Here is a 24,943-nt window from a genome sequence, read left to right on the forward strand (position 1 = left end):
CACCGCCCGGCACGCGGACGATGCGCGGGTCGCCGACGGCGATGCTCGACCGGCGACTCCTCGCGGCCCATCGGTCCCTCGAATCGCGGTGCCACGTCGTCGACTCGTCGACGCAGGCCTTGGGGTTCGCGCGGATTCGCGCCGGTGTCGTCGACGAGTGAACGAACCTCGGGAACAGGAAGTCGGGTTGGGTTCCCTGCCAACCTATTTCGTGATAGATTGTGTATTGTGTTACCATGGCGTATATTGTCAAGATGCCCAAACTCGGGCTGGAGATGAAGTCCGGGGAACTCGCCGCGTGGCTCGTCGAAGAGGGTGGAGCAGTCACCGAGGGTGAACCAATCGCCGAAATCGAGTCTGAGAAGACGACAGCCGAGATAACAGCGAAAGAAGATGGCGTCTTGCGACGTGCACTCCTCGCCGAAGGTGACTCGACAGCACCCGGTGGGGTAGTCGCAATCGTGGCCGAGGCGGACGAAGACATCTCGTCGCTGGAAGCAGAAGCAGGTGTGGGAGATGCCGACGCAGGTGCCGAAGAAGCGGAAGCAGCCGAAGAAGAACCCGAGATGGCGACTGCCGAAGCGTCCAGTGCGTCCCAGTCGGCGGTCACACAGCAGAAACCGGCCGAAGAGACACAGGAGGCAAGTGACGTTCGTGCGTCACCACGGGCGAAACAACTCGCAGAGGAACTCGGTGTCGACCTCACGACAGTCGAAGGGACCGGGTTCCAGGGCTCGATTACCGAAGAGGACGTCGAGGAGGCGGCCGAGTCCGCGCCCAGTGAAGGCGGTGCGGCCGCGGCGGACACAGCGAGTTCAGCTGAGGGTGCAGCAGAGAAGCGCGTGTTCGCACCACCGAGCGCTCGCCGGTTGGCCCGGGAACTCGGTGTCGAAATCTCGCAGGTCGAAGGGACCGGACAGAACGGTCGAATAACCGAATCGGACGTTCGCGCGGCGGCCGAGTCGGGTGGTGTGTCCGAAGGTGAAGCAGTCGCCGCCGAAGCCGAACCAGTCGAGATGGAGCGCCCACTCTCCGGGATGCGCCGCACGATTGCAGACCGACTCGGCCAGAGTTACCGGGAATCTGTCCACGTGACGGTCAACCGCCGCGCCGACGCGGAGGAACTGCTCGCGGCCGCGGACGCGGCGGACGACGCACTCGGCGTCGACGTGTCTATCTCCGACGTTCTCATCCTCGCAGTCTCGGCAGCGCTCGACGAGTATCCGGCGTTCAACGCCACCTTCGAAGACGACGTTCACCAACTCCACGAGGCACACAACATCTGCGTCGCTGTCGACATCGACGAAGGACTCATCGCACCTGTCGTTCGCGACGTGGACTCACTCTCGCTCGCCGAACTCGCCGAGACACGCGCCGAAACCACCCAACGTGCGCTCTCGGGCGACTACACGATGGACGACCTGACCGGCGGTACGTTCACGATATCGAACCTCGGCGTCCTCGGCGTCGAATCGTTCGACCCGATAATCAACCCGCCGCAGGTCGCCATCCTCGGCGTCAACACGATTCGAAAGGAAGTCGTCCCGACAGACGACGGGGACGTGGCAGTCCGCCGAGTCATCTCGTTCTCGCTCTCGTTCGACCACCGTATCGTCGACGGTGCCGACGCTGCACGGTTCCTCGGGAGTCTCGTCGAACACGTCGAAAACCCGTGGTCACTCGTCATCGCGGCAGGTGGCCGCTAACGGCGACATAAAAAGAAAGTCAGGCTCGGAAGTAGCCCTCGTGGGCTGCTCGTTCGAGCACCGATTCTATCTGGACGAGACGCGGTCCATCTGAAACCGGCCGGAGCGTGACGAGGCCGTCTTGGACCTCGTGTTCACGTTCACCGTCCACGCTGACCACACCGCGAGGCACCTCGAAGGTGTACGGTTCCTCGTCGTCGAGGACTTGGTAGTCCGCGACCCGAACCTCTGAGAGTGTCCCGGGAACCGTAATCCCGTGGACTCTCGTTCCAGTGGCGCCCTCGCGGGCGAGTCGGAAGCCGACACCACCGGGTTCGTCCGGGCGGTGTGTGACGAGGCCACCCGCGAGGCCGGAGAGACCGATTTCGGCCGGTGACGCGCGCGAGACCACACCACCGACGATGTCTTCTGGGTCGAGAATCGCCCGTGTTCCGACGAACGCTCGGTCGAGGACTCCCACCGTCGCGAGTCCGCGAATCGACGTTGCGCCGGTTGCTTTTTCCACGTCGACTTCGATAGTGCCGTGGCGAATCGTCGCCTCGTCAGCAGGTATCGCTCCGGTTGCGACGAGTCCGGCGGCGGCACCCGCGACAGTGCCGTCGATTGGTGTCGGGACGACGTTGTTCGTCCCCGTCGAGATGCTCACGACGGGAACGTCACCGATGGTTTGTGCCACGTCTCGGGTCGTTCCGTCGCCGCCGAGGACGACCACCGCGTCTGCGTGCTGCTCGAAGTGTGCTGCTGCGTTGCGACTGTCGCGGCCGGACGCACTCACTGGCATGTCCACGAACCCGACGTCGAGGTCCGACGGCGCGTCGTCGACGATGCGGTCTGCGAGGCCGGAACTGTCTGGCATGACGAGGACGTCGACGTCTTCGACTAGCGTCAGTCCAGCGAGGACGCACCCCGCGGTACGTCGTTTCGCGTAGTTGTTACTGACGCTCGCACCGCCGGTGAGGCGACGGATGTCGCGCCCGGCAGCAGGATTGACGACGAGTCCGACTGTCGTCGTCACTTATACGATACGGTTGATTGCGGCTTCCACGTCCGAGGCGTGCGGGAGAACCTCGTCTTCGAGCACGGGGCTGAAGGGGATGTGCACGTCAGCGACACCGACACGCTGGATTGGCGCATCGAGGCTGAAGAACGCGTTCTCCATGACTCGCATACCGATTTCGGCGTGTGTCCCGTACGAGAGCGGACTCTCGTCGGCGATGACGAGGCGGCCAGTCTTCTTGACGCTCTCGACGAGTGTGTCCGTGTCGAGCGGGTACAGTGACCGTGGGTCGATGACTTCGACACTGACCTGCCCATCGAGTTCCTCGGCGAGTTCGAGCGACTCACCGACCATACGCTGGGTCGCGACGACGGTCACGTCTTCACCTTCGCGTTCGACGTTCGCTTCCCCGATGGGAAGGGTGTAGTTCTCGTCGAGCGGGACTTCACCCGTCTGGCCGTATATCTCCTTGTTCTCGAAGAAGATGACAGGGTCGTCCGACCGAATCGCCGACTTCAACAGGCCTTTCGCTGACTCGGGTGTGCCGGGTGCGACGGCCATAACCCCGGGGAAGTGGGCGAACCACGTGTGGAGCGTCCCAGAGTGTTGGCTGGCAGCGCCACTGCCGCCACCTTCGGTCGTTCGGACGGTGATGGGCATCTCCGTCTTCCCACCGAACATGTACCGGTTCTTGGCCATCTGGTTGATTATCTGCTCAGAGCAGACGCCGATGAAGTCCGAGAACATGATTTCGACGATTGGGCGTGACCCGGTTGCCGCCGCACCGACGCCGGCACCCATGAAGCCTGCCTCGCTGATTGGCGTGTCCCGGACGCGTGCTTCACCGAACTGCTCGACGAGGTCACCAGTGACTTCGTAGACGCCGCCGAACTTCCCGACGTCCTCGCCCATGATGAAGACGTCTTCGTCGCGTTCCATCTCCTCGCGGAGGGCGAGACGAATCGCCTCCCGGAACGTCATCTCTTGGGTGTCTGCTGGTCCTGTTCCGGAGGTCGTTTCGGTACTCATCGGTCTTCACCTCCGTCGGCCCGCATCTGACTCGAGAACTGACTAATCTCCGGTACTGTCGCGTTGAACATGTCTTCGTAGGCCTCGCTCGGGTCTGGGTATGGTGCCGATTTCGCCTCTTCGACGGCCGTTTCGATTTGCTCGTCGATTTCGGCTTTCATCTCGTCGAACTCGTCTTCGGTGATGGTTCCCGCGTCGACGAGTCGCTGTTTGAACGACTCGATAGCGTCGCGGTCTTTCCAAATGTCGATGTCTTCTTCTGTTCGGTACGGCTGTTGGTCGCCCTCGAAGTGGCCGTGGTATCGGTAGGTCTCGGCTTCGATGAGCGTCGGTCCCTGTCCGTCTGCGGCCCGATTTCGGGCTTCTTTCACCGCTTCGTAGACGGCGGTGATGTCCATCCCATCGACGGTAAAGCCGGGGATGTTGTACGCCTCAGCGGTCTCGCTGAGGTTCTGGACGTTGTGTTGCTTCTCGACTGGCGTCCCCTCACCGTACTGGTTGTTCTCGACGACGAAGACGGCCGGAAGGTCCCACGTCGCTGCGATGTTGATTGCCTCGTGGACCTGTCCCTGTGCGACTGCGCCGTCGCCGAAGAACGCCAGTGCGACTTTGTCTTCGCCTTTGAGTTGTGCAGTGAGTGCGGCACCTGTCGCCAGCGGCGGGCCGGCACCGACGATGCCGTTCGCGCCGAGCATCCCGGCGTCCACGTCTGCGATGTGCATCGACCCACCTTTGCCGTTACAGTATCCGTCTGCTTTTCCGTACAGCTCGGACATCATCTTCTTCGGGTCGAGTCCCTTCGCGATACAGTGACCGTGGCCTCTGTGGGTGCTCGTGATGTAGTCGTCTGCTTCGAGGGCGGAACACGCACCGACCCCGACTGCCTCTTCTCCGACGTAGAGGTGAACGAATCCCGGAAGCTCTCCGTCCGCGAACAGGTCTCCTGCCTTCGTGTCGAACGCACGAATCGTCAGCATTCGACGGAGCGCTTCTCGCTGTCCATCCTCGGTTTCTATGTCTATTACCACCATGCGGCATCACAACAATTGACACCAATTATAATTGCTCTTTCTCTACCTACCAGAAACAGTGAATTTCGGCGTTCTGTGGTGGTTTAATCCGCAGATAGTGTTTCCCTCGTCTAACTGTCAATTCCGCGACCACATCCTCGGTCGTCTCGACCGTCCCCACTCAGTCACCCGGTTACATCGATGTCGCCTGCCTCCTTTTATTCGTGAATCCCTAACGCCCGCTGATGCGAGTACCCCAGGTCGTGGTAGCATGAACATGCTCTACGAGGGCGAGTGGCGAACGGACACGTTCGTCGCCAACAACGACGACGGCGAGTTCGAGCGACAGACGACGACGTTCCGCAACTGGGTCGGCGAGGACGACCGCTTCCCCGTCGAGGCGGGACGATACCACCTGTACATCTGCCGCGCGTGCCCGTGGGCACATCGCACGGCGATGACACGGGCGCTGAAAGGACTCGAAGACGTGGTGTCACTCTCGCTCGTCGAACCGGTCCGTATCGACGACGGGTGGGAGTTCTCCGAGGAGTATCCCGACCCACTCTACGACGAGGAGTTCCTCCGCGACATCTACCTCCGGGCAGACGACGAGTTCACCGGGCGCGTCACCGTTCCCGTGCTGTGGGACACAGAACGTGAGACCATCGTGAACAACGAGTCACGCGAGATTATGCGGATGCTGAACGAAGCGTTCGACCCCCTCGCCGAGAACGACGTGGACCTCAATCCAGACGGATACGAAGACGAGGTGGACCGCCTCATCGACGAGATATACGAACCGGTCAACAACGGCGTCTACCGCGCCGGATTCGCGACGACGCAGGAGGCCTACGAGAACGCCGTCGAGGACCTGTTCGACGCACTCGACCACTGGGAGTCCGTCCTCTCCGACCAGCGCTTCCTCGCCGGCGACGTGTTCACCGAGGCAGACATCGCGATGTTCGCGACGCTCGTCCGCTTCGACCACGTCTACCACACGCACTTCAAGTGCAACAAGAAGGCCATCCACGAGTACGACAACCTCTGGAACTACACGAAGGATATCTACCAACTGTCGGGCGTCTCCAAGACGGTCAATATGGACCACATCGTCCGACACTACTTCGTCAGTCACGGCGACATCAACCCGAAGCGAATCTACGGCGTCGGTCCGGACCTCGACTTCTCCGAATCGCACGACAGAGACCGATTCGACGCGGAACTTCCACCTGTTCTCGCAGACGACTGAGGTCGTGTTGGTGGGTCGGCCGGTCGTCTCTTCACTGGCCGACGGTTATCGGTTCAACAGCACCTGCGCATCTGCCCGGATTCGCTCTTCCACCGCTGTCTCAGTTCCCTGCGGCAACGTCAAGTGGCGGAAGTCGTTCATGATGCGGACCATCGCGAGCATCTCGTAGACCGGTTCGTGCGTCGACACTGCCTCGGCACGCCCAGGTGCAGTCGTCCGATAGCCGCCGTACATCGCCTCTCGGACCACAGAGCGGCGGTCCGTGACGTCTGGGAGTCCAGCGAGGAACGCTCCACTGAAGAGGTACACGGCGAACTCGAAGTCGAACGCTGCCGGAACCGCGAGGGTATACGCCCAGTCGAGCATCGCAGTGACTTCGCCCGTGTCGGGGTCGACGAGAAGGTTGTGTAACCCGTGGTCGTTGCGGCCCAAGACTGGCTCGAACGGACCGTCGAGGTTCTCGATTCTCGCGTCGAACCACTGCGTTAGTTCGGTTGTCAGGTCCGAAAACCGACTCTCTGCGTGCCGGTCGAGTTCTCCGTCGACCCGTTCTCGCAGATACTTTGGCCAGTCTTCCCGTGGTGCTCTGACGGTCAACGTTTCTGGGTCTCCGCTGGGTCGCCCGCAGGTCAACTCGGGTCCGTCGGACCGAACGTGCCCGAAACGCTCGACTGCTGGAACGGCGTGTAACTCACCGAGGTACGCACCTACTTCCCGGGCGAGTCGCTTGAGTACGTCGTCGTCGAATCGACCGACACGCTCGTAGGGAACTTCTGCACCGGGTACCGCACGCATGAGGAAGTACGGTGTCGGGTGGGACTCGTGGTCGTCGGTGACGCTGAGCACCTCGGGGACGGGAATCGACGTGTGAGCACTGAGGACGGCCTGAATTCTCGCTTCGGTTGGAATACCCCATGTCTGGCCGTCTGGCGAACTCTTGAGGTAGAGTTCTCGTTCCGTGCTATCGCGCTCGACGACGACCCGATAGACCGAAGAGAACCCCCGCTGGGCAGGTTGCGCCGTCTGGAGTCGCCACCCCGGCAGCGACGAGTGGACAATGTCCGCTATCGTCTGCTCGGACACCTCCCGTGCTTCGGGGACCTTGACCATATCTCCGGTTCGTGTCGATTCGTAGAAAATTTTTGGTGGCGGAGGCGGCACGCTCTGTCCCTTTTCGACAACTCACCGCGACGGGTACTTCCGCTTCTGACTGTTACATAGTCACATGGCCGGCCGTTTCGTCCGCGCGCTCAGACGAGTCGAACCGCCGCCCCGAGCGGTCGATTGGTCCATCCTCGTCCTCGTACTATTCGAGGCGCTCTCCGGTGTGTTGAGCCTCGGCGCTGGCCACCCGGCGAACGGGGCGCTGTTTCTCTTCCACGGCGTCGCGGGCCTGACGCTCGTGGCGCTCGTCGGGTTCAAACTGTACCGGGTTCGCCACCGTGTCCTCGACTCGCGCCTCCACGACCGGAATACGGCCACCTCAATCCTCCTCGCTGTCGTCGCACTCGCAGCGCTGGGAACCGGTATCGCGTGGGTCGCAGGCGTGGAGGTCCGACTCGGGTTCTGGACGCTCCTCAACGTCCACATCGGGTTTGGTCTCCTCGTCGTCCCGATTCTGCTGGTCCACCTTCGGTCGCGGTTTCACACGCCTCGCCGCGCCGACTTCGAGGGACGCCGGAGAGCGCTCCAGTACGGGGCACTCCTCGTCTTCGGCGCTGTCGCGTACCGTGCGACGGAGACGGTGGGTGCACTCCAAGGGACGACACGGCGATTCACCGGGTCTCGTCCGCTCCCGCCCGGCGAGGGAAACGGCGCGTTCCCGGTCACGAGTTGGGTCGCTGACGACCCAGACCCAGTCGACACCGAGACGTGGTCGCTCTCGGTTGGTGGATTGGTCTACCGGCCGCTCACGCTCGGCGTCTCCGCCCTCGACCCAGACGAGGCGCAGTCGGTCCCGCAGGAGACACGGTCGGTTCTCCTCGACTGTACGAGTGGCTGGTACACAGAACAGGACTGGACCGGCGTCAAACTGGGCGACGTGCTCGCCAACGCCGATGTTCACTCGTCAGCACGGTGGGTCACGGTCCGGTCGGTGACGGGCTTTCGGTGGTCGTTCCCCATCGAGGAGGCCCGAGAGATGCTCCTCGCCACACACGTCGGCGGCGAACCACTCTCGCACGGCCACGGCGCACCGCTTCGTCTCGTCGCGCCGAACCGACGCGGGTTCCAGTGGGTGAAGTGGATAGAGTCGGTCGAAGTGCGGCGACGCCGGGACCCGGCGCAGTGGCTTGCGGTGTTAGTCAGCGGGTTCAGTTGAAGCTGTGGTCGCTCGCGGCGACGGGCACGCTCACTCGTCGCTTCCGCTGCGAATCGCTCGCTCGGCCGCCGCGAGTGCGGCGGCCGCGTCGAACGCGTCGACGATGGCTTCGAGTTCCTCGCGCGAGGCGTCTCTCAGGTCCCGTGCGTGGGCCGTCATGTTCGGGACGGCGCGCATGATGTTGTCCACGATAGGGACGGTGGCGACCTGCGCAGACCGCGACAACGGGTTGAGGTCGACGACGATTTCCGTCTTGTCCATCGCGCCGAGGGCCTCCGCGCGGTCACCGTCTTCGAGTGGGACGACGACCACGTCGGCGCTCCCGATGCCGTCGGCGTCGACTTTGGCGCGTTCGTGGTCGATACCCGGAATCCGCCCGTCGGCGGTCAGTCCCTTCACCTCGTCGGCACCGTGTTCTCGAAGGTGGTCCACGATAGCCTGAATGCGCTCTTCGGTCCGGTTGAACAGGTTCACTTCGATGTCTGCGTCGACGGCCTCGGCGAGTTCGACGATTTCCTCGGGGCAGAGTGCCGCGACGTTCCCGTTGACAGAGATGACGGGGTGGTCGGCCAGAAGGAGATGTGCTGCGGCGACACGCGCTGCCTCGTCCGCGCTCGGAGTCGTCTGTTCGCCGAGGAGGTAGTCGAACGCCTCGCCGCGACCTTGCGCGATGAGGCCTTGCTTGCTCGTGATGCCCTTCTCGACGCCCGCCTCGATTCGGTGACGGGTGAGAAGCGACTGGTAACGGGGGTGACTCTCGGGAATCTCGATGTCGCTCATTGACAGAGGGTCGTCACTCCGGGAGTAACACGTTTTCTCATCGCGGATGCGGAACGCGCACTGGTGCAGAACGCGAACCGACCTTTCTCACTCACTGCGCAGTGTCGCTCCAGCGGGGTGGATGCGACACCGCTCGGGGTCGTACCCAGCGTCCGAAAGGCCGCTTCCGACGGCAAAGACTGTCTCGCCGAGCATCGCCATCGACGCGTCGCCGCCGGCGTCTCGCACGTCGTCGATTGCTGCCTCCACGCGGTCGGTGAGTAGATTTGCGTCACGTGCGAACCGTCGGGATTCGCTGAGGAAGCGTCCCACGGTCGGTTCTTCGAGGAGTGCGTCGAGTGCCGTCTCGCCCGCAGCGGTGAGCGTGGTCGTATCGCCTGCGAGCACGTCCGCCGTCGAGAGACCGCCGAAGGCGACGTACTCGATGTGTGGGCGTGCGGGGATGCCGTCCATTCGACCGTGGTCTGGTGCGCCCGGGTCGACACGGATGGGCATGCCGCCGCGGGCCTGTGCGACGACGTCCCCGAGTCCCGTGCCTGCGCGGACTTCCGCTTCGTGGGCGAGCGTGACGAGTTCGTTCTCGGACCGGCCAGACTCGAAGACGGCGTTGGCCGCGAGTGCCGTCCCGAGCGCCATCGCCCCCGAGACGCCGAACCCCGCGCCGAGGGGTAACTCACTATCGGCCCGGACTGCGGCGGTCACGCCGAGTGCGCTCAACACGTCGGCGACGGGAGGCATCTCGACAGCCTCGCCGTCGAGGGTGACGACGGGTTCGTCCGCCGGTTCGACGGTGACGGTGACTCCATCCGAGAGCGTCACGCCTGCGCCGCGTGACCCTGCGACTGCCGGGTCGTCGTCGGGATGGGCGCTGAAGAACCCCGTAATGTGACCGGGGACGAAAGCCGTCGCGTCGTCGCTCATCGGTCTTCCTACGACGGGGGTCGGTTAACGGTGTTGCGTTTCGTCTCGCTCGGCCGTCCCCGCTGTCTCCTCAGTTCAGTTCTGTTCTGACTCTACGTCGGTCTCTGATTCGCGCACCCTGTGCGCCGAAACCGTGTTCCGGGCATCTGCGACTGTCTCGGTCTCCAGTAATCGCTCGACTTTCGCCTCGAACTCTTCTTCTGTGAGTTCGCCGTTCGCGTAGCGTCGCCGAAGCGTCGCCAACGCGTCTTCTGTCTCGGACTGTTCTTCGTCCGCTTCCTCGGTCTGACGGGACTCGTAGAGTCTCACGAGACCGATTGCGGCCGGAAGGACACCGGCGAACCCGACGGGAAATGCAACCCAGAAAAACGGATAACCGAGCGCGAGGAGACCGAACCCGACGAGGAAGGTAAGAGCCATGACGACGCCGGCGACCACCTGTTCGAGCGGGGTCTCTTCGTCGTCGACGATGTTCATCGGTCGCTCGTCTCGTTCTCTCCGGCGACCACGTTCACTCATACAGTAGTGACTCGTCGGAGAGGTAACGACTGTTTCGCCAAAAAATCGTGGATGGTGGTCGTCGCGCCGTCGCCTACGGCGACAGGCGCTGCCGGTCCGGCGAGACTCACTTCGTGCGTCTCGCTGGCTCTCCAAGTCTTCGTCTACGGACTCAGACGCTGCCGGTCTCGCGGGAACTCACTCGCAAATCGAAGATTTGCTCGCTGCTCCCACGCTCGTGTTGCGCCGTCGCCTACGGTGACAGGCGCTGGCGGTCGCGTGGGAACAGAACGGCCTCTCGGATGTTCTCCAGTCCGAGCATCGTCATGATGAGACGCTCGCCGCCGAGGCCGAAGCCTGCGTGCGGGGGCATGCCGTACTTGAACATCTTCGTGTAGTATTCGAACGCGTCGGGGTCGAGGCCCTGCTGTTCGAACCCAGCGACGAGGTGGTCGTAGCGGTGTTCACGCTGGCCACCGGAGACGAGTTCCATGTTCGGGTGCATCATGTCGAAGCCCGTCGAGAGGGTCTCGTCGTCGTCGTGGTCCTTGATGTAGAACGGCTTGATTTCGCTCGGCCAGTCGGTGATGAAGTAGTGCTCGCCGACGTCGTCGCCGAGGGCCTTCTCGCCTTCCGTGGGCAGGTCGTCGCCCCAGACGAGTTGCTCGTCGAGTTCGCCCGTCGCGTTGATGCGCTGGATGGCTTCCTCGTAGGTGAGACGCGGGAACTCGCCGGACGGCGCTTCGAACTCCTCGGCGAGGCCGAGTGCTTCGAGTTCGTCCTGGCAGTTCTCTTCGACTGCCTCGTAGGCGGCCTTGACGACTGCCTCACACACGTCCATCGCTTCGGTGTGGTCGATGAAGGCCGACTCGAAGTCGATGGAGGTTGCCTCGTTGAGGTGGCGCGGCGTGTTGTGTTCTTCTGCGCGGAAGATTGGGCCGACTTCGAAGACGCGTTCGAGACCGGAGCCGACCATCAGCTGCTTGAACAGCTGGGGCGACTGGTTCATGAACGCCTCTTTGCCGAAGTACGTGATGGGGAAGAGTTCGGTGCCGCCTTCGGTCCCGGTGGCGACGATTTTCGGCGTGTTGATTTCGGTGGCGCGGAGGTCGCGGAACTTATCGCGGACGGCGCGCTGAACCTCGGCGCGAATCTCGAAGATAGCCTTCACTTCGTCCTTGCGCAGGTCGAGCGTGCGGTTGTCGAGGCGCGTCGAGAGTTCGGCGTCGACCTTCCCGGAGGGGTCGAGGGGGAGTTGCGCTTCGGCTTCCGCGATAACGTCGAGGCTCTCGGGCGTGACTTCGACGCCCGTCGGTGCGCGCGGTTCTTCTGCGACGTCACCGGTGACGCTGATGACGCTCTCGCGGTGGACGCCGAGGCCCGTCTCGACGAGGTCGTCGTCCATCTCGTCTTTCTCGAATTTGACCTGAATCTTGCCGGTGGTGTCCCGGAGAATCAGGAACGCGATGCCGCCGAGGTCACGAATCTCGTGTACCCAGCCGGCGACGGTGACCGTGTCGCCAGGCTCGGCGTCGGCCGTGTACGTTCGGTTTCGCATACGACGTGATTCCGGACCGCGCGTGATAAATACGGTCGTTTCGACTCCGCGAGGTACTCGGTACCATGTTACTTTGTCGAGCGGTGTGTCAGCCAGACTATGGGACCCGATTCGACGCCGTCCACAGACGAGACACAGAACGCCCCGATTGCCGTCTGCGAACAGAACATCGACTGGCGCGAAACCGAACGAGGAACCCAGTTTTCCTTCCGCCGGAAACAACTCGGCGCGGCAGCAGGTGGGCGCGACATCGGGTGTTCGCTCTACGAAGTTCCGCCGGGCAAGCGCCCGTGGCCGACGCACTACCACGAAGGCAACGAAGAGGCGGTGTACGTCCTCGCCGGGTCGGGGACGCTCCACACCCGCGAGGGCGCATCCAATCTCGCCCTCGAACCGGGAGCGTACGTCGCCCTTCCAGCAGGCGCAGACTACGTCCGCCAGGTCGAAAACGACGGCGACGAACCGCTTCGGTACCTCGCCATCTCGACGATGAACCACCCCGACGTGACCGTCTACCCCGACTCGGACAAAGTCGGCGTCTTCTGCGGTGCTGCACCGGGTGGCGACAAGAGCGAACGGACGTTCCACGACTACTTCCCGCGCGACGCCACAGTCGGCTACTGGGACGGTGAACCGACTGAGGGAGAACCGACTGGAGAGGAGTAGCCTCTCTCCTGCGGAGATTTATATACGAAACCGGGGCCACTCCGCCGTGAACATGGACCTGTCAGACCTCGAATCCGCTGTCGCGCTCCCGTTCGCCGCGGACTCCTCGTTCGATACTGTCGCCCTTGGCGTGCTTGCAACGCTCGCGTCGTTCACGACGCCGCTCGCCGGCGTTCTCCTCGCTGGCTACGTCGCACGACTCGTCCGCGCCGGCGGCCGGGACGCACCGACACTCCCGGCGTTCGACGACGTTCTCGGCATGGCCGTCGAGGGGACGCGCCTCTCGGTGGTTCTCGTCGCACTCCAATTACCTGCCTTCGCCGTCGCTGGCGCAGTCCTCGGTTCGTCGTCTCCACCGTTCACGGTGTTCGCCACTGTCGCCGACCCGCGAACACTCCAGTACCTCGGCCTCTCTGCGTTCGACGTGGTTGGCCTCGTCGCCGCGGGGCTCGCCACACTCGCTGGGACGTACGTCGGTGCCGCTGCGACGGTTGCACTCGCTCACGAGCAGTCCATCGTCGCCGCCGTCCCCGTAACTCGTGCGCTCGTCGGCGACAGCGCGTTTGTCTCGGTCGTGTCCGCGTCGGCGCTCGTCGTCTTCGGGGGGCGACTGCTCGGATTCCTCGTCGGGACGTTCCCACTCGCCGGCGTCGTACTCACGGCGGGCGTGTCGTTCGTGACGCTCGTCGCGGCCGCGACGCTCCTCGGCCGTGGGACGAACGTCGCCTCGAAACGGGCGTCTCGGCCGCCCCGTGAATCGCAGAGAGATGCGGTCGGGTCGGCGTAGTCAGAAGAGAGTTCGGTCAGTTGGCCGCTGTCGCGTCGGGTTACTCCGCGTCGACGAGTTCCGCAGACGCGTCTTTCGCGCCTTCGACCGTCTCACGGACTGCATCGACGCCTTCGTCGTGCAGGAGGTTGCCGACGACGACGACGTCGGAGTGCTGGCCCATCTCGTAGGCCGACTCGTAGTCGTGGATGCCGCCGCCGTAGAACAGCGTCGAGTCGTCGAGTGCGTCGTGGGCCGCAGCGACCTTCTCGGGGTCGCCGTAGGTACCGGAGTATTCGACGTAGATTATCTTCTGACCGAACATCTTCTCGGCGACGCGGGCGAAGGAGGCCACGTCCTCTGCGGACTGGTCGGTGTCCGCCTCGGTGTACTCGGCCACCGACGAGTCTGGGTTCATCACGATGTACGCCTCGGTGTGGGTGCGGTCCCAGTCGAGCCCGTCTTCGATGCGGACCCACTCTTTGTGCGCGCCGGTAATCCAGAAGGAGTCGCTCGCGTTGAACACCGTCGGGATGAGGTAGCCGTCGAGCCGTTCGTCGTCGATGACGACGCCGGGGTTCGACGGTTCCTGATAGATGGGCACGTCGTACTTCGCCGTCGCCTCGATGACGCGTTCCATCTTCTCTTCGGTGATGTCGAGTGTGCCGCCGATTTCGAGGGCGTCGGTCCCCGTCTCACACACGTCTTCGAACGTCTCGCCGTCCACCAGGTCCTTGTCTGGGTCGATTTTGGTGATGTGGTCCCAGTCTTCCCACGGATAACTCATTGGTCGCTCTATGCCGGAGGGGGCCTAAAAAGCGTGCGGAAGTTTTGGGCGAATAGTGGCCCAGACGACAATTTTCCGCTTGACCGACGAGGCGATTGCTATCGTAGAGGAGTCGGTCGATTCTTAACACCGCATAGCACAACTTTCAGTGATGGACTCTCTTGATGCGAACAACGTGATTGCTGAGCGTGTCCGGCAGTCACTCGAAGTATTCCCAAAGAAATTCCGAGAGTTGGGCGAGGGCGGGGAACTTCAGAGGTTGCTCGATAGTCATTACGGGTTAAGCGGTCCGAGAGTCCAACAGTCCCCAGAAGATTTCACTGAACAGTACCTTATCGAACCGATTCTCCACGCACTTGAGTACTTCAATCCCACCAGCAAACGATACCAGGGTGAAGGTCCACATTTCGTCCGGCGTCCGACAACATTCTCGAAAATCGAACCTAAACAGCCAGATTATCTGATGAAAAATGTTGATGACGGTCTCGTCTGTATCTTGGAAGCGAAGGCTGCAAACCGAGAACAGATGGACGGTGCGAAGACGGATGCTACCGATGACGTGAAATCCTACGTCGAAAGCGACACCTTCTGTAAGTACCTGTTTGAGCGTGAACGAACGACGCTCGTTGCTGTCGGAACTGACGGAGTTCGATGGACGCTCTGGTGGAAAAACCTCGAAAGCGGTCAAACGTGGGATGCAAACCCGAAAGTCGACCTCTCACCTGTCATCGCTTCGATAGCCCGCCGACACGACGTCATCGCTGGCGAGCCCGAATTGTCAACCCGCGAGTGTCGAGACTATCTCCGAGAAAAATTCGTCCCGTTCTTTTCTGCACGGTCTATCGCTGAGCACGTCGAGACGGAATCGACGAATTTCGACGCTTAGTCCGCTGCCGACTGCCACTTGCGAACCGTGTCGGCACCGATACCTTCGACTTTTGCGGCCACGTCGTCAGGTTCGGACGCCTTCAGCGTCTTCACGTCCTCGATACCGGCGTCTTTCAGTTTCTCGGCGGTCTTCGCGCCGATACCCTTGATGCTCTCTAACTCCGACCCGCCTTCGCCGTTCTGCTGGGCCTGGTACTCACGGAAGTTACAGATGGGACAGCCGAGTTCCCACGGTTCTCGGTCACCGTCGTAGGTGATGCGCAGTTCCGGCAAGTCGTGTTCGTCACACGAGTCGTCGGTCACTTCGATGTCGCCGCGACGCGGGAGTGGAAGCGAGTAGTCGCAGTCGGGGTAGCGAGTACACCCGACGAGGCGAGACCCAGAGCGGAGGCGCTTGATAGCGAGTTCTCCCTCGTGTTCGTCACCGCACTCGGGACACGTGCCGATGACCATGTCGTCTTCCTCGTCTGCCTCTTCGGCCTTACAGAGTGGACAGCCGTGGACGAACGTCTTGCGCCCGGCGAGCATCTTGATGTGGTGCAGGTCGTGTTCGTCACACGTCTCTTCCATGATGAGCGGCTTGCCCGTCGACGGGAGGGGGAGGGTGTACGTGCAGTCGGGATAGGAGTCACACCCGATGAAGTACGACCCGCGGCGACTCTTGCGGACGACGAGGTCACCGCCGCAGTCGGGGCACGGACCGACCGTCTTGTCGGCCTTCAGCGAATCCTGGAGTTGCTTGCCGAGTTCCTCGCGCGACTCCATCAGGCCCTCGAATACGTCCTGAAGAATCTCCTTGGACTCGTCGGTGACGTCTTCCAGTGTGGCCTCGCCGCGGGCGATAGCCATCATGTCGGATTCGAGTTGGGAGGTCATCTCCTCGCTCACGATGAGTTTCGCGAAGTCTTCGGAGGCCTCCACGACGGCCCGTGCGAGGCGGGTCGGACGCGGCGGGTCGCTCTCGATGTAGCCGCGGTCGTAGAGTTTCTGAATCACGTCGTGGCGGGTTGCTTTCGTCCCGATGCCCATCTGCTCCATCGTCTCGATGAGACGCGACTGCCCGTAGCGACGCGGCGGTTGGGTCTGCTTGGCGTCGAGGTGCGTGTCGGTGACGGCGAGCGATTCGCCCTCTTCCACGTCGGGGACGAACGATTCGGTGGAATTGAAGTACGGGTAGACGTCGTGGTAGCCCGCTTCGAGGAGGCGTTTGCCGTTCGCCTTCATCGAGAGACCGGCCGCCTCGGCGACGACGCGGAGGTGTTCCCACACGGCGTCTTCGGCCACAGTGGCGAAGAACCGACGGACGACGAGTTCGTACACGTCCCACTCGTCGTCGGAGAGGTCCGATGCGGAGGGGAGTTCTCCAGTCGGGTGAATCGGCGGGTGGTCGGTCGTCTCGTTGTCACCCTCGGTCGGTTCTATCTCCTCTTGTTCGAGGAGGGACTCGGCGTCTTCCTTGAAGCGGCGGTCACCCTCGAACGCGCCGAGGAGTTCGCGCGGGTCCAAGTCGTCCGGGTAGACGGTGTTGTCTGTCCGCGGGTACGTGATGTACCCTGCCGTATACAGGTCCTCGGCGATACTCATCGCTCGCTGGGCGGAGTAGCCAATCGACCCTGCGGCGCGGATGAACTGCGTCGTATTGAACGGCGCGGGTGGTTTGTCCGTGCGAGTCCGTCGTTTGACCGACGTGACCTCGGCGGCGTCGACGCCGAGGAGCGTCTGGTACGCCTCTTCGGCGGCCTCCTCGTCCCAGACGCGTTCCGCTTCGGTTCCGTCTTCGTCGAGGTAGAAGTACTGGGCTTCGAAGGATTCGGCGGCCCCGTCGGCGTCCTTCGTCAGGTTGGTAAACAGTTCCCAGTAGTCTTCGGGGTCGAACGCCTCGATTTCGCGTTCGCGGTCGACGATGAGTTTCAGCGTCGGTCCTTGCACCCGGCCGACAGAGATGAAGTCGTTGCCGAGTTGCCGGGCCGAGAGCGAGAGGAAGCGGGTGAGGGCGGCCCCCCACACGAGGTCGATAATCTGCCGTGCTTCACCGGCGGCGGCGAGGTCGAAGTCCAAGTCGTCGGGGTTCTCGAACGCCTCCGTCACTTCGCGTTTCGTAATAGAGGAAAAGCGAACCCGGTCGACGGGCACGTCTTCGTTCACCTCGCGGACGAGTTCGTACGCCTCCTTGCCGATGAGTTCACCTTCGCGGTCGTAGTCTGTGGCGATGGTGACACTGCCGGCGCGGCGGGCGAGTCGGCGGAGGGCGGCGACGATGTTCTCTTGGGTGGGGTGCTTCTCGACGGGAGCGCTGATGAGTTCGACCGGTTCGACGTCACGCCAGTCGTTGTACTCCGGAGGGAAGTCGACACCGACGACGTGACCTGAGAGGCCGATACAGCGCTTGCCGCCCCACTTGTAGACGTTCACGCCGTTCATTCGCTCTGCGGAGGCCGTCTCGCCGCTCAAGATGTCGGCGATACGTCTCGCGGCGTTGTCCTTCTCCGTGATGATGAGGTCGGGGCCACGACTCATTGCCCGGCGATATGTCGGGCGGTGTCCTAAACCTTTCGTGCACGAATTCTAGGGTTAGAAGCCTCAAAACGCGCGTATGTGGGTGTGGGCGAGGGCGCGATACGCGCGCGAGAGGTTCATTACTTGCTTGCTTTCCGCTGTCTGTACTTCACGTAACTGAACGCAAGCCCAACTGCTGCGACGATGACACCAGCGAGTTCGATGAAATCACCGAGTCCCAGTCTGTTCGGATTCTCTGGCGGTACTTCGACGTTTCTTCGGTCGACGCCGTCACTGCCCACAGTTACTTTTGCATCCGTGTCTGGGGGAGGATTCGTCACACCGGGTGTGTCGGTTGCAGCGAGCGTGAGCCGGTACGACCCGGCACCGAACGTTTCTCCCCCCGGAAGGTATGCGCCGATAAACACACGGTGCCACCCGGTCTCGCGAGCAATGATGCGGAGCGTCCGAGACTCACCGTTTTCGACAGTCACTGGGTCCATCGTCCGGATGTTCGTCGTGTTCGTGATGACCACAGTCACCGCTCCCCAGCTATCGGTCATCTCGATCGTGGCTTCGACGTACTGTCCCTCAGTCGCCCAGACAGCGATGTAGTCCTGGTCGATGTACCGATACACCCCTTCGTCCCAGTCATACTCGTAGGTGATGGCTCCCTCGACGACGGTTTCGGATTCGACCTCCATCGGGTGTGTCGGGTCGTTGTTCGGTTCTTGCTCGGTTAGCACCGGCCCATCGGCCATCGCCACGCCGGCAGCCACGACGACGACCACACAGAGAACGAGGCCGACAGACGTTCGCATTCCTGCCTGTCATGTACGCGCCGTGACGTCATAACTCTACACAGCGCGGCTTCCGCGACCCACATTCTTAACGCGACTCACTCCAACTCTCGAACGTGTCGAGCGAATCGCGAATAGATATGACAGATGGGGCTATCGCTCCCAAACTGTTCGCCCTTTCGTGGCCTCTCGTCGCCGGTAATCTCCTCCAGACGCTGTACAACCTCGCTGACGTGTTCTGGGTCGGTCGGGTGGGTGCAGACGCCGTCGCCGCCGTCTCGCTCATGTTCCCCATGAGTTGGATGTTCGTCTCGACGGCCATGGGAATCACCGCGGCGACGATTGCACTCGTCTCACAGCACGTCGGCGCCGGCGAGGACAGAGAGGCAGACCACGTCGTCGGCCAGACGATTCTGCTGACGATTGCCGTCTCTGTGGCCCTCGCCGCCGCTGGATTCCTCTTTCGACACCCGCTGCTCGAACTCATCGGCGCGGAGGGTGCCGTCTACACCGAAGCACTCGCCTACATCGAGGTCATCTTCCTCTCGCTTCCACTCACGTTCCTCTTCTTCGCGTTCCGCGCAGCGTTGCAAGGGGCGGGCGATACGAAGACTGCGATGTGGTTGATGGTCGTCTCCGCGGGGTTGAACGTCGTCCTCGACCCGATTCTCATCCTCGGGACGGGGCCAGTCTCCGCCTTCGGGGTGGACCTCACGATTGCCGGCATGGGTACCCGCGGTGCCGCTATTGCGACGTTCGTCGCCCGCCTGTTCGCGACGGCCGTCGGCGTCTACATCCTCCTCCGCGGCGACTGGGGGGTCAAACTCCACGTCGCCGACTTACGGCCCGACCCAGAACGCCTGAAGAAACTCGTCGATATCGGCTCTCCAGCGACGCTCGACGGGTGGGCGCGGAGTTTCTCGGCCGTCGTGATGGCCGGGTTCGTCGCCCGGTTCGGCCCGATTCCGACCGCCGCGTACGGTATCGGCGTCCGGCTGATGTCTGTCTCGTGGACCGTCTCGGGGGCCGTCGGACAGGCGACGGCGACGGGCGTCGGCCAGAACCTCGGTGCCAGAACGCCCGACAGGGCCGCATCGGTCACGTGGACCGCGATGGCGGCGACGATGGGCCTGCTCTTCACCGCTGCTGGCCTCGTCGTGGCGTTCCCCGCCGAGGCGATGCGCCTCTTTATCGACGAACAGGCCGTCGTCGACGAGGGAATCACCTTCCTCCGCATCATCGCTCCGTCGTGGGCGTTCTTCGGCGGCGTCATGGTCATTCAGGGCGCGTTCCGCGGTGCTGGCATCACGAAAGCCGCGATGGCGCTGTCGTTCCTCTCGCGGTGGATTTTCCGCGTCCCCGTCGCCATCGTCGCCGCGTTCACGTGGACGGTGAGTGTTCCCCTCGTCGGCCCCATATCGAGTCTCGGGTGGGGCGTCGAAGGTCTCTGGTGGGCGTACGTCGTCGGCGCTGTCGCCTCGTTCGTCGTCGCCGTCGCGTGGTTCCGTGCGGGAACGTGGCGCGAGGGCGTGTTGGACCACGAACCGGTTCCGGCAGCGAACGACGACTAAGGGTCGGAATCGCGGGCGAGAGCGACCCGACTGCACCGAACTGACAGCCGAAACGGCTTTTCGGTCACAGTGTGGCGAGTGAATATGCGACTGCCCTCCCCACGCACACGCCGCCTCGTCCTCGGCCTTCTCCTCGTCACGAACCCGTTTTGGGGGCCAGCACTCGAGGTGACCGGCACTGACTACTTCTACGAATCGGCCGAGATAACGGTCGAAGAGAACCACCTAGCGGTCCCCGACGGGAGTGCACGGTACGATATGCACCACGGTATCGATGGGTTCGACTGTTGGTGGGGGACCGCAGACACACGGTACTGCACACTGGAAGCACTGACGTTGAACGAGAGCGTGGAAGTCGACCACCCGACTATCGTGTCGAGTACGTCGGGGTACCTCGCCACCGAGGAGCAGTACCTCGCGTACAGTGACGGACGGGTCTACGCGTACGACTCGACGTGGGAAGACGGCCAGTTCGTCCTCTCGACGGAACGCGTGTCGGCGGCGACTGCCCTCGACGACGTCGCCCAGTCGCTCTCGAACTATCCGAACCCTGCCGCTGAACGAGCGATTCGAACGGGGCGGATACAGACCGACGAACCACTCTGGGCCGACGAGGGTAAAGGTCGAGTGTTCGAACTCGACGGCGAGTACTACGTGGTCTACCAGTCCGGGTCGAGAGGAACCGCCTCGAACCCGAAGGCCGAAGCGGTGTTATCGTTCTTTGGCGTCGTCTACGGTGCGGTGGTGTTGCTCGAACGCGACTGAGAGGTGTGATGTGGTCGTGGCGAGCGTCTACTGGCAACCTAGTATCATGTAGGTGGAGACACAATAGAGACCTATGTCGCACACCCCAGAACTGCCAGAACAATACGTCTGTGATGGATGCCACGCGGTGTACGCTGGCACGGTGAGTCACGAAGAGGGAACGTACCACTACAGTAAACCGGACGAGTGCGCCGCGTGTGGGTCGACCGAGTTCGTCCCGTTCGAGCAGTACGTCCGTCACAAGACGGCGTAGTCTCGGCCGTCGTCGACTGTCGTAAAAAACCGTAGCGCGGCTCGTCCGCGCCGCACGCGTCCTTATTCGTCGAGTTTCTCGCGGAGCAGTTGGTTCACGGTACCGGGGTCGGCGCTCCCCTGTGACTTCTGCATGACCTGTCCGACGAGGAAGTTCAGCGCACCGCCTTCGCCGTCGTGATAGTCGGCGACTGCGTCGGGGTTCTCGTCGATAGCGTCCTGCACGAACCCGCCGATTTCGTCGTCGTCTGCCTTGCCGAGGCCCTCTTCGTCGACGATAGTGTCGGGGTCCGTCCCCTCGTCGAGCATCTTGCGGAGGACGATTTCCTCGGCGTTCTTCGTCGTCACCTCGTCGGCGTCGACGAGTTCGACGAGGCGCGTGAACTCGTCGAGGCGGTCCGACACGTCGGTGATGAGCATGTCGCGGTAGTTGAGTTCGCCCAGCAGGTTGTCGGCGACCCACGTCGCGGCGAGGTCAGCGTCGAACTCGGCGGCGACGTCCTCGAAGAAGTCGGCGACTTCCTTGGTCGAGGTGAGTTTCGATGCGGACTCTTCGTCCAGTCCGTACTCGCTCTGGAAACGGTCGCGGCGGGCGTCCGGTAGTTCCGGAATCGGAATCTCTTCTTTCCAGTGGGCGACCTGGAGCGGCGGGAGGTCGGCCTCCTGGAAGTAGCGGTAGTCTTTCTCTTCTTCCTTCGAGCGCATCGAGACGGTGATGCCGCGAGACTCGTCCCAGTGGCGCGTCTCCTGTTCGATGGCACGCCCGCGCTTGATGGCGTTCTTCTGTCGAGTGACCTCGTACGCGAGGGCCTTCTCTGCGCCCTTGTGGCTGGAGATGTTCTTGACTTCGGTCCGGTTCGCCGCTTCGAGCGCCTCGTCGGAAATCGTGCCGTCGTCGTCGACTTCGTCCGCGGGGACGAGCGAGATGTTGGCGTCGATACGGAGCGACCCGTCGCGAGTGGCATCGAAGACGCCGAGGTATTCGAGCACCTCTTCGAGTTTGGCGAGGAACGCGCGGGTCTCTTGGGGACTTCGGAAGTCCGGTTCCGTGACGATTTCCATCAGTGGCGTGCCGGCACGGTTGTAGTTGACGAGCGTGTAGTCCGCGGTGTCGATGCTGCCGCCTTTGTGCTGGAGGCTCCCGGGGTCCTCTTCGAGGTGGGCGCGAGTGATGCCGATGTCACGGCGCTTCCCTTCGACAGACACTTCCAGCGTCCCGTCGGCGCAGATGGGTGCGTCGTACTGGGTGATCTGGAAGTTCTTGGGCAGGTCGGGGTAGTAGTAGTTCTTCCGGTGGAACCGAGTGTCTTTGGCGACGGTGGCGTCGAGTGCCTTCCCGATTTTGACCGCCGACTCGACAGCCGTCTCGTTGAGTACCGGGAGCGCACCGGGTAGCCCGAGACAGACCGGGCACACGCGGGTGTTCGGCTCCTCGTCTTCGGCAGGCTCAGTCGAACAGCCACAGAAAATCTTCGTGGACGTCTCGAGTTGCACGTGGACTTCCAACCCGATGACGACCGCGAGTTCGCGCTGTTCGAGCGCTTGCGCAGTCATTGACCGCGCTTCGACGGCGGTGGGCTAAAGACTAACGGGACGGGCGCGAGCAGGCGGTTTCACTTATCAGGGTTGCCCCCGTCTCGACACGCAGACCAGATGACCGAGGAACTCAAAGCCCGCGTCTGTGACGCCATCGACGCCCACGCAGACGACATCGTCGCCTTCGCGAAGGACGTGCAAGCCGAACCCGAACTCGGCTACAAGGAAGTGAAGACGACTGCGAAGGTCGTCTCGATATTCGAGGGCCTCGGCCTCAACGTGGAGACGGAACTCGCCATCACCGGCGCTCGCGCCCGAGCAGGATCCGGTGACTTCGTCGCCGCCGTCCTCGGCGAACTCGACGCCCTCGTCAATCCCGACCACCCACTCGCCGACCCGGACACCGGCGCGGTCCACGCCTGTGGCCACAACGCGCAACTTGCCAACCTCGTCGGAACCGCCTTTGGCCTCGTCGCGAGCGGCGTCGTCGACGACATCGACGGTTCGGTCGAGTTCGTCGCCGTCCCGGCCGAAGAGTACCTCGACCTCGATTACCGCCGCGGACTCCACGAATCGGGTGACATCGAGTTCTTCGGCGGCAAACAGGAACTCATCCGCCGTGGCTACGTCGACGACTGGGACGCCGCGGTGATGATGCACGCCGGCAGCAACACGCCGGAACGAGAGGTCACGAGTAACTTCTCGACCAACGGGTTCGTCGGGAAGTTCGTCACCTACCGCGGGACGGAAGCACACGCCGGTGCGGCCCCCGAAGAGGGTGTCAACGCGCTCAATGCGGCGATGCTCGGGATGAACGCGGTGAACGCGCTTCGAGAGACGTTCCGGGACGACGACCACGTCCGCGTCCACCCGATTGTCACCCGCGGTGGCGACGGCGTGAACGTCGTCCCGGCCGAGGTCACGATGGAGTCGTACGTCCGTGCGGCCTCTATCGAGGCAGTCTCGGAGGCGAACGAGTCGGTCAACCGCGCCCTCTCGTCGGGTGCGATGGCCGTCGGCGGCGACGTGGAAATCGAGGACTATCCGGGCTACATGCCGCTTCGGACGAACCAGACGCTCGCGTCTCTCTACGAGGCGAACGCCCGCGATATCGTCGGCCCAGACGCCGTCACCGAGGGTCGCCCGCACCTCTCGGGGTCGACCGACATGGGCGATATCACCCAACTCGTCCCCGGTCTCCACCCGTGGACCGGCGGGTTCGACGGGGCCGTCCACGCCCGCGACTTCCGCGTCGTCGACGAGGAGATGGCGTACGTCGTCCCGGCGAAACTCACGGCTTGCACGCTCGTCGACGTGCTCACCGACCCGGAGGCCATGAACGACCTTCGCGCCGCGAAGAATGGAAAACGCTCTCGTGCGTCGTACCTCGACGCGGTTCGTTCCTTCCGCGGGACGGTGACAGAGTCGTACCGCGAAGATGCGGAGAGCGACGTGCGCGAGGAGTGAGTTGGCCGCACGTCGGGAACCACTACTGGAGTCCCCTGTTGCGAGTGAAGAGACGCGCGTTTGTTCGCGCACGTATCACATTTTCGGTGATTGTCTGACACACATTTATGTCTCACGCGCGGGGCTATTGTACGCATGAGCAATCGGGTGGAGGAACTCGAATCACAGGTTACAGAACTGCGAGCAGCGGTGAACGGACTCACCGAAGAACTCGTCGAGACGAAAGAACGACTTCGGCAACTCGAAGACGCGAACGACGTCGAGGTGCCCTCACGCGCCGCACGTCGCCGCGGTGACTGGACGCCTGCCGAAGAGGCAGCGCCCGAAGACGCCGAGTCGGCAGCCCCAGTCGACGGCGATGAGACTAAACCGGATGAGGCCGACGACTCTGACGAAGAAGAAAGTCAGGCACCCGACGACGACATCATCGTCGCCTAATCGGGGGCGCTGGCCCACGTCGGCACGCCCTGTGTCCATACGGCGTGTCACCCTTGCGGGCCTCACCCGCGCGAACACCAACACATGCACATCAAAGAGCTCGTCCTTGACGGTTTCAAGAGCTTCGGGCGGCCGACCCGCATCCCGTTCTACGAGGATTTCACGGTCGTTACGGGCCCGAACGGTTCCGGGAAGTCGAACATCATCGATGGGGTCCTCTTCGCACTCGGCCTCGCCCGCACCCGCGGGATTCGCGCCGAGAAGCTAACAGACCTCATCTACAACCCCGGCCACGCCGACGGGAGCGACGAAGCAGCGAAGCAGCCGAAGGAAGCCAGTGTCACCGTCGTCCTCGACAACTCCGAGGGCACACTCGACCGGTCACAGGTCGTCAACGCCGCCGGCACGGACAACGTCGGCGACGTAGACGAGATAACCATCAA

General features: G+C 62.9%; 24 protein-coding genes and 1 pseudogene. 13 read left to right on the forward strand and 12 right to left on the reverse strand.

What is annotated here, in order from left to right; translation table 11 throughout:
• Positions 1–161 (forward strand): annotated as a pseudogene (locus AUR66_RS21995) (class I SAM-dependent methyltransferase); the annotation flags it as partial.
• Positions 162–236: 75 nt separating this feature from the next.
• On the forward strand, positions 237–1,706 hold the full coding sequence (locus AUR66_RS11670) for a dihydrolipoamide acetyltransferase family protein (protein WP_058572556.1): 1,470 nt from the start codon (positions 237–239) through the stop codon (positions 1,704–1,706).
• 19 nt (positions 1,707–1,725) lie between these two features.
• On the opposite strand, the gene AUR66_RS11675 is transcribed toward AUR66_RS11670, so the two are convergent.
• The 3 genes from AUR66_RS11675 to AUR66_RS11685 are packed head-to-tail and all read right to left on the reverse strand — an operon-like array spanning position 1,726 to position 4,763.
• A complete protein-coding gene (locus AUR66_RS11675) occupies positions 1,726–2,721 on the reverse strand; it encodes an NAD(+)/NADH kinase (protein ID WP_058572557.1) in 996 nt (331 codons plus the stop codon).
• Complete coding sequence (locus tag AUR66_RS11680; RefSeq protein WP_058572558.1) at positions 2,722–3,732, reverse strand: alpha-ketoacid dehydrogenase subunit beta; 1,011 nt, start codon at positions 3,730–3,732, stop codon at positions 2,722–2,724.
• Complete coding sequence (locus AUR66_RS11685; protein ID WP_058572559.1) at positions 3,729–4,763, reverse strand: thiamine pyrophosphate-dependent dehydrogenase E1 component subunit alpha; 1,035 nt, start codon at positions 4,761–4,763, stop codon at positions 3,729–3,731. The genes AUR66_RS11680 and AUR66_RS11685 overlap by 4 nt, the downstream gene beginning before the upstream one ends.
• A 250-nt stretch (positions 4,764–5,013) precedes the next feature.
• Here AUR66_RS11685 and AUR66_RS11690 point away from each other — a divergent pair, with 250 nt between their 5' ends.
• Positions 5,014–5,991: a glutathione S-transferase family protein gene (locus tag AUR66_RS11690; RefSeq protein WP_058572560.1), complete on the forward strand. Its 978-nt coding sequence runs from the start codon at positions 5,014–5,016 to the stop codon at positions 5,989–5,991.
• 45 nt (positions 5,992–6,036) lie between these two features.
• Here AUR66_RS11690 and AUR66_RS11695 read toward each other — a convergent pair whose 3' ends face one another.
• Positions 6,037–7,101: a phosphotransferase family protein gene (locus AUR66_RS11695; RefSeq protein WP_058572561.1), complete on the reverse strand. Its 1,065-nt coding sequence runs from the start codon at positions 7,099–7,101 to the stop codon at positions 6,037–6,039.
• A gap of 115 nt (positions 7,102–7,216) precedes the next feature.
• On the opposite strand from AUR66_RS11695, the gene AUR66_RS11700 reads away from it, so the two are divergent.
• Positions 7,217–8,311 (forward strand): molybdopterin-dependent oxidoreductase, encoded by a 1,095-nt coding sequence (locus tag AUR66_RS11700; protein ID WP_058572562.1) that lies wholly within the window; start codon positions 7,217–7,219, stop codon positions 8,309–8,311.
• A 30-nt stretch (positions 8,312–8,341) separates the two neighbouring features.
• Here the strand turns inward: AUR66_RS11700 and AUR66_RS11705 are convergent, their stop codons facing one another.
• The 4 genes from AUR66_RS11705 to aspS form a co-directional block, all read right to left on the reverse strand.
• Positions 8,342–9,091: a 4-phosphopantoate--beta-alanine ligase gene (locus tag AUR66_RS11705; protein ID WP_058572563.1), complete on the reverse strand. Its 750-nt coding sequence runs from the start codon at positions 9,089–9,091 to the stop codon at positions 8,342–8,344.
• A gap of 87 nt (positions 9,092–9,178) precedes the next feature.
• Entirely contained in the window at positions 9,179–10,012 is an 834-nt protein-coding gene (locus AUR66_RS11710) for a pantoate kinase (protein WP_058572564.1), read from the reverse strand.
• 75 nt (positions 10,013–10,087) lie between these two features.
• Positions 10,088–10,531, reverse strand: coding sequence for an SHOCT domain-containing protein (locus AUR66_RS11715; RefSeq protein WP_231727860.1), 444 nt, complete (start codon positions 10,529–10,531; stop codon positions 10,088–10,090).
• A gap of 232 nt (positions 10,532–10,763) precedes the next feature.
• A complete protein-coding gene (aspS, locus tag AUR66_RS11720) occupies positions 10,764–12,068 on the reverse strand; it encodes an aspartate--tRNA(Asn) ligase (RefSeq protein ID WP_058572565.1) in 1,305 nt (434 codons plus the stop codon).
• 99 nt (positions 12,069–12,167) lie between these two features.
• Here aspS and AUR66_RS11725 point away from each other — a divergent pair, with 99 nt between their 5' ends.
• Together AUR66_RS11725 and AUR66_RS11730 are read left to right on the forward strand one after the other, a co-directional pair.
• Entirely contained in the window at positions 12,168–12,734 is a 567-nt protein-coding gene (locus tag AUR66_RS11725; protein ID WP_058572566.1) for a cupin domain-containing protein, read from the forward strand.
• A 52-nt stretch (positions 12,735–12,786) separates the two neighbouring features.
• Positions 12,787–13,521 (forward strand): DUF4013 domain-containing protein, encoded by a 735-nt coding sequence (locus tag AUR66_RS11730; RefSeq protein ID WP_058572567.1) that lies wholly within the window; start codon positions 12,787–12,789, stop codon positions 13,519–13,521.
• A gap of 40 nt (positions 13,522–13,561) precedes the next feature.
• On the opposite strand, the gene AUR66_RS11735 is transcribed toward AUR66_RS11730, so the two are convergent.
• Positions 13,562–14,287 carry a phosphoglycerol geranylgeranyltransferase gene (locus AUR66_RS11735; RefSeq protein WP_058572568.1) on the reverse strand — a complete coding sequence of 242 codons (726 nt, stop codon included), beginning with the start codon at positions 14,285–14,287 and terminating at the stop codon, positions 13,562–13,564.
• A 151-nt stretch (positions 14,288–14,438) separates the two neighbouring features.
• Between AUR66_RS11735 and AUR66_RS21245 the strand changes: the two genes are divergently transcribed.
• Complete coding sequence (locus AUR66_RS21245) at positions 14,439–15,173, forward strand: hypothetical protein (protein ID WP_157533080.1); 735 nt, start codon at positions 14,439–14,441, stop codon at positions 15,171–15,173.
• On the opposite strand, the gene AUR66_RS11745 is transcribed toward AUR66_RS21245, so the two are convergent.
• Entirely contained in the window at positions 15,170–17,692 is a 2,523-nt protein-coding gene (locus AUR66_RS11745; protein WP_058572570.1) for a DNA topoisomerase I, read from the reverse strand. The two genes, AUR66_RS21245 and AUR66_RS11745, sit on opposite strands and share 4 nt — an antisense overlap.
• Positions 17,693–17,811: 119 nt before the next feature.
• Positions 17,812–18,492 (reverse strand): hypothetical protein, encoded by a 681-nt coding sequence (locus AUR66_RS11750; RefSeq protein WP_058572571.1) that lies wholly within the window; start codon positions 18,490–18,492, stop codon positions 17,812–17,814.
• Positions 18,493–18,587: 95 nt separating this feature from the next.
• Between AUR66_RS11750 and AUR66_RS11755 the strand changes: the two genes are divergently transcribed.
• The 3 genes from AUR66_RS11755 (at position 18,588) to AUR66_RS11765 (ending at position 21,060) form a co-directional block, all read left to right on the forward strand.
• Positions 18,588–20,042, forward strand: coding sequence for an MATE family efflux transporter (locus AUR66_RS11755; RefSeq protein WP_331456998.1), 1,455 nt, complete (start codon positions 18,588–18,590; stop codon positions 20,040–20,042).
• Positions 20,043–20,126: 84 nt separating this feature from the next.
• Positions 20,127–20,807 carry a hypothetical protein gene (locus tag AUR66_RS11760; protein ID WP_058572573.1) on the forward strand — a complete coding sequence of 227 codons (681 nt, stop codon included), beginning with the start codon at positions 20,127–20,129 and terminating at the stop codon, positions 20,805–20,807.
• A gap of 73 nt (positions 20,808–20,880) precedes the next feature.
• Entirely contained in the window at positions 20,881–21,060 is a 180-nt protein-coding gene (locus tag AUR66_RS11765) for a hypothetical protein (RefSeq protein ID WP_058572574.1), read from the forward strand.
• Positions 21,061–21,122: 62 nt separating this feature from the next.
• Here AUR66_RS11765 and gatB read toward each other — a convergent pair whose 3' ends face one another.
• On the reverse strand, positions 21,123–22,613 hold the full coding sequence (gene gatB, locus AUR66_RS11770; protein ID WP_058572575.1) for an Asp-tRNA(Asn)/Glu-tRNA(Gln) amidotransferase subunit GatB: 1,491 nt from the start codon (positions 22,611–22,613) through the stop codon (positions 21,123–21,125).
• A 99-nt stretch (positions 22,614–22,712) separates the two neighbouring features.
• Between gatB and AUR66_RS11775 the strand changes: the two genes are divergently transcribed.
• The 3 genes from AUR66_RS11775 to AUR66_RS11785 form a co-directional block, all read left to right on the forward strand.
• Positions 22,713–24,062 carry an amidohydrolase gene (locus AUR66_RS11775; protein WP_058572576.1) on the forward strand — a complete coding sequence of 450 codons (1,350 nt, stop codon included), beginning with the start codon at positions 22,713–22,715 and terminating at the stop codon, positions 24,060–24,062.
• Positions 24,063–24,197: 135 nt separating this feature from the next.
• Positions 24,198–24,500: a DUF7518 family protein gene (locus AUR66_RS11780; protein ID WP_058572577.1), complete on the forward strand. Its 303-nt coding sequence runs from the start codon at positions 24,198–24,200 to the stop codon at positions 24,498–24,500.
• 84 nt (positions 24,501–24,584) lie between these two features.
• Positions 24,585–24,943 (forward strand): AAA family ATPase (locus AUR66_RS11785; protein WP_157533081.1); only part of this gene is annotated, 359 nt, incomplete at its 3' end.

It is taken from the genome of Haloferax profundi (assembly GCF_001469865.1).
GTDB classification, from domain to species: domain Archaea; phylum Halobacteriota; class Halobacteria; order Halobacteriales; family Haloferacaceae; genus Haloferax; species Haloferax profundi.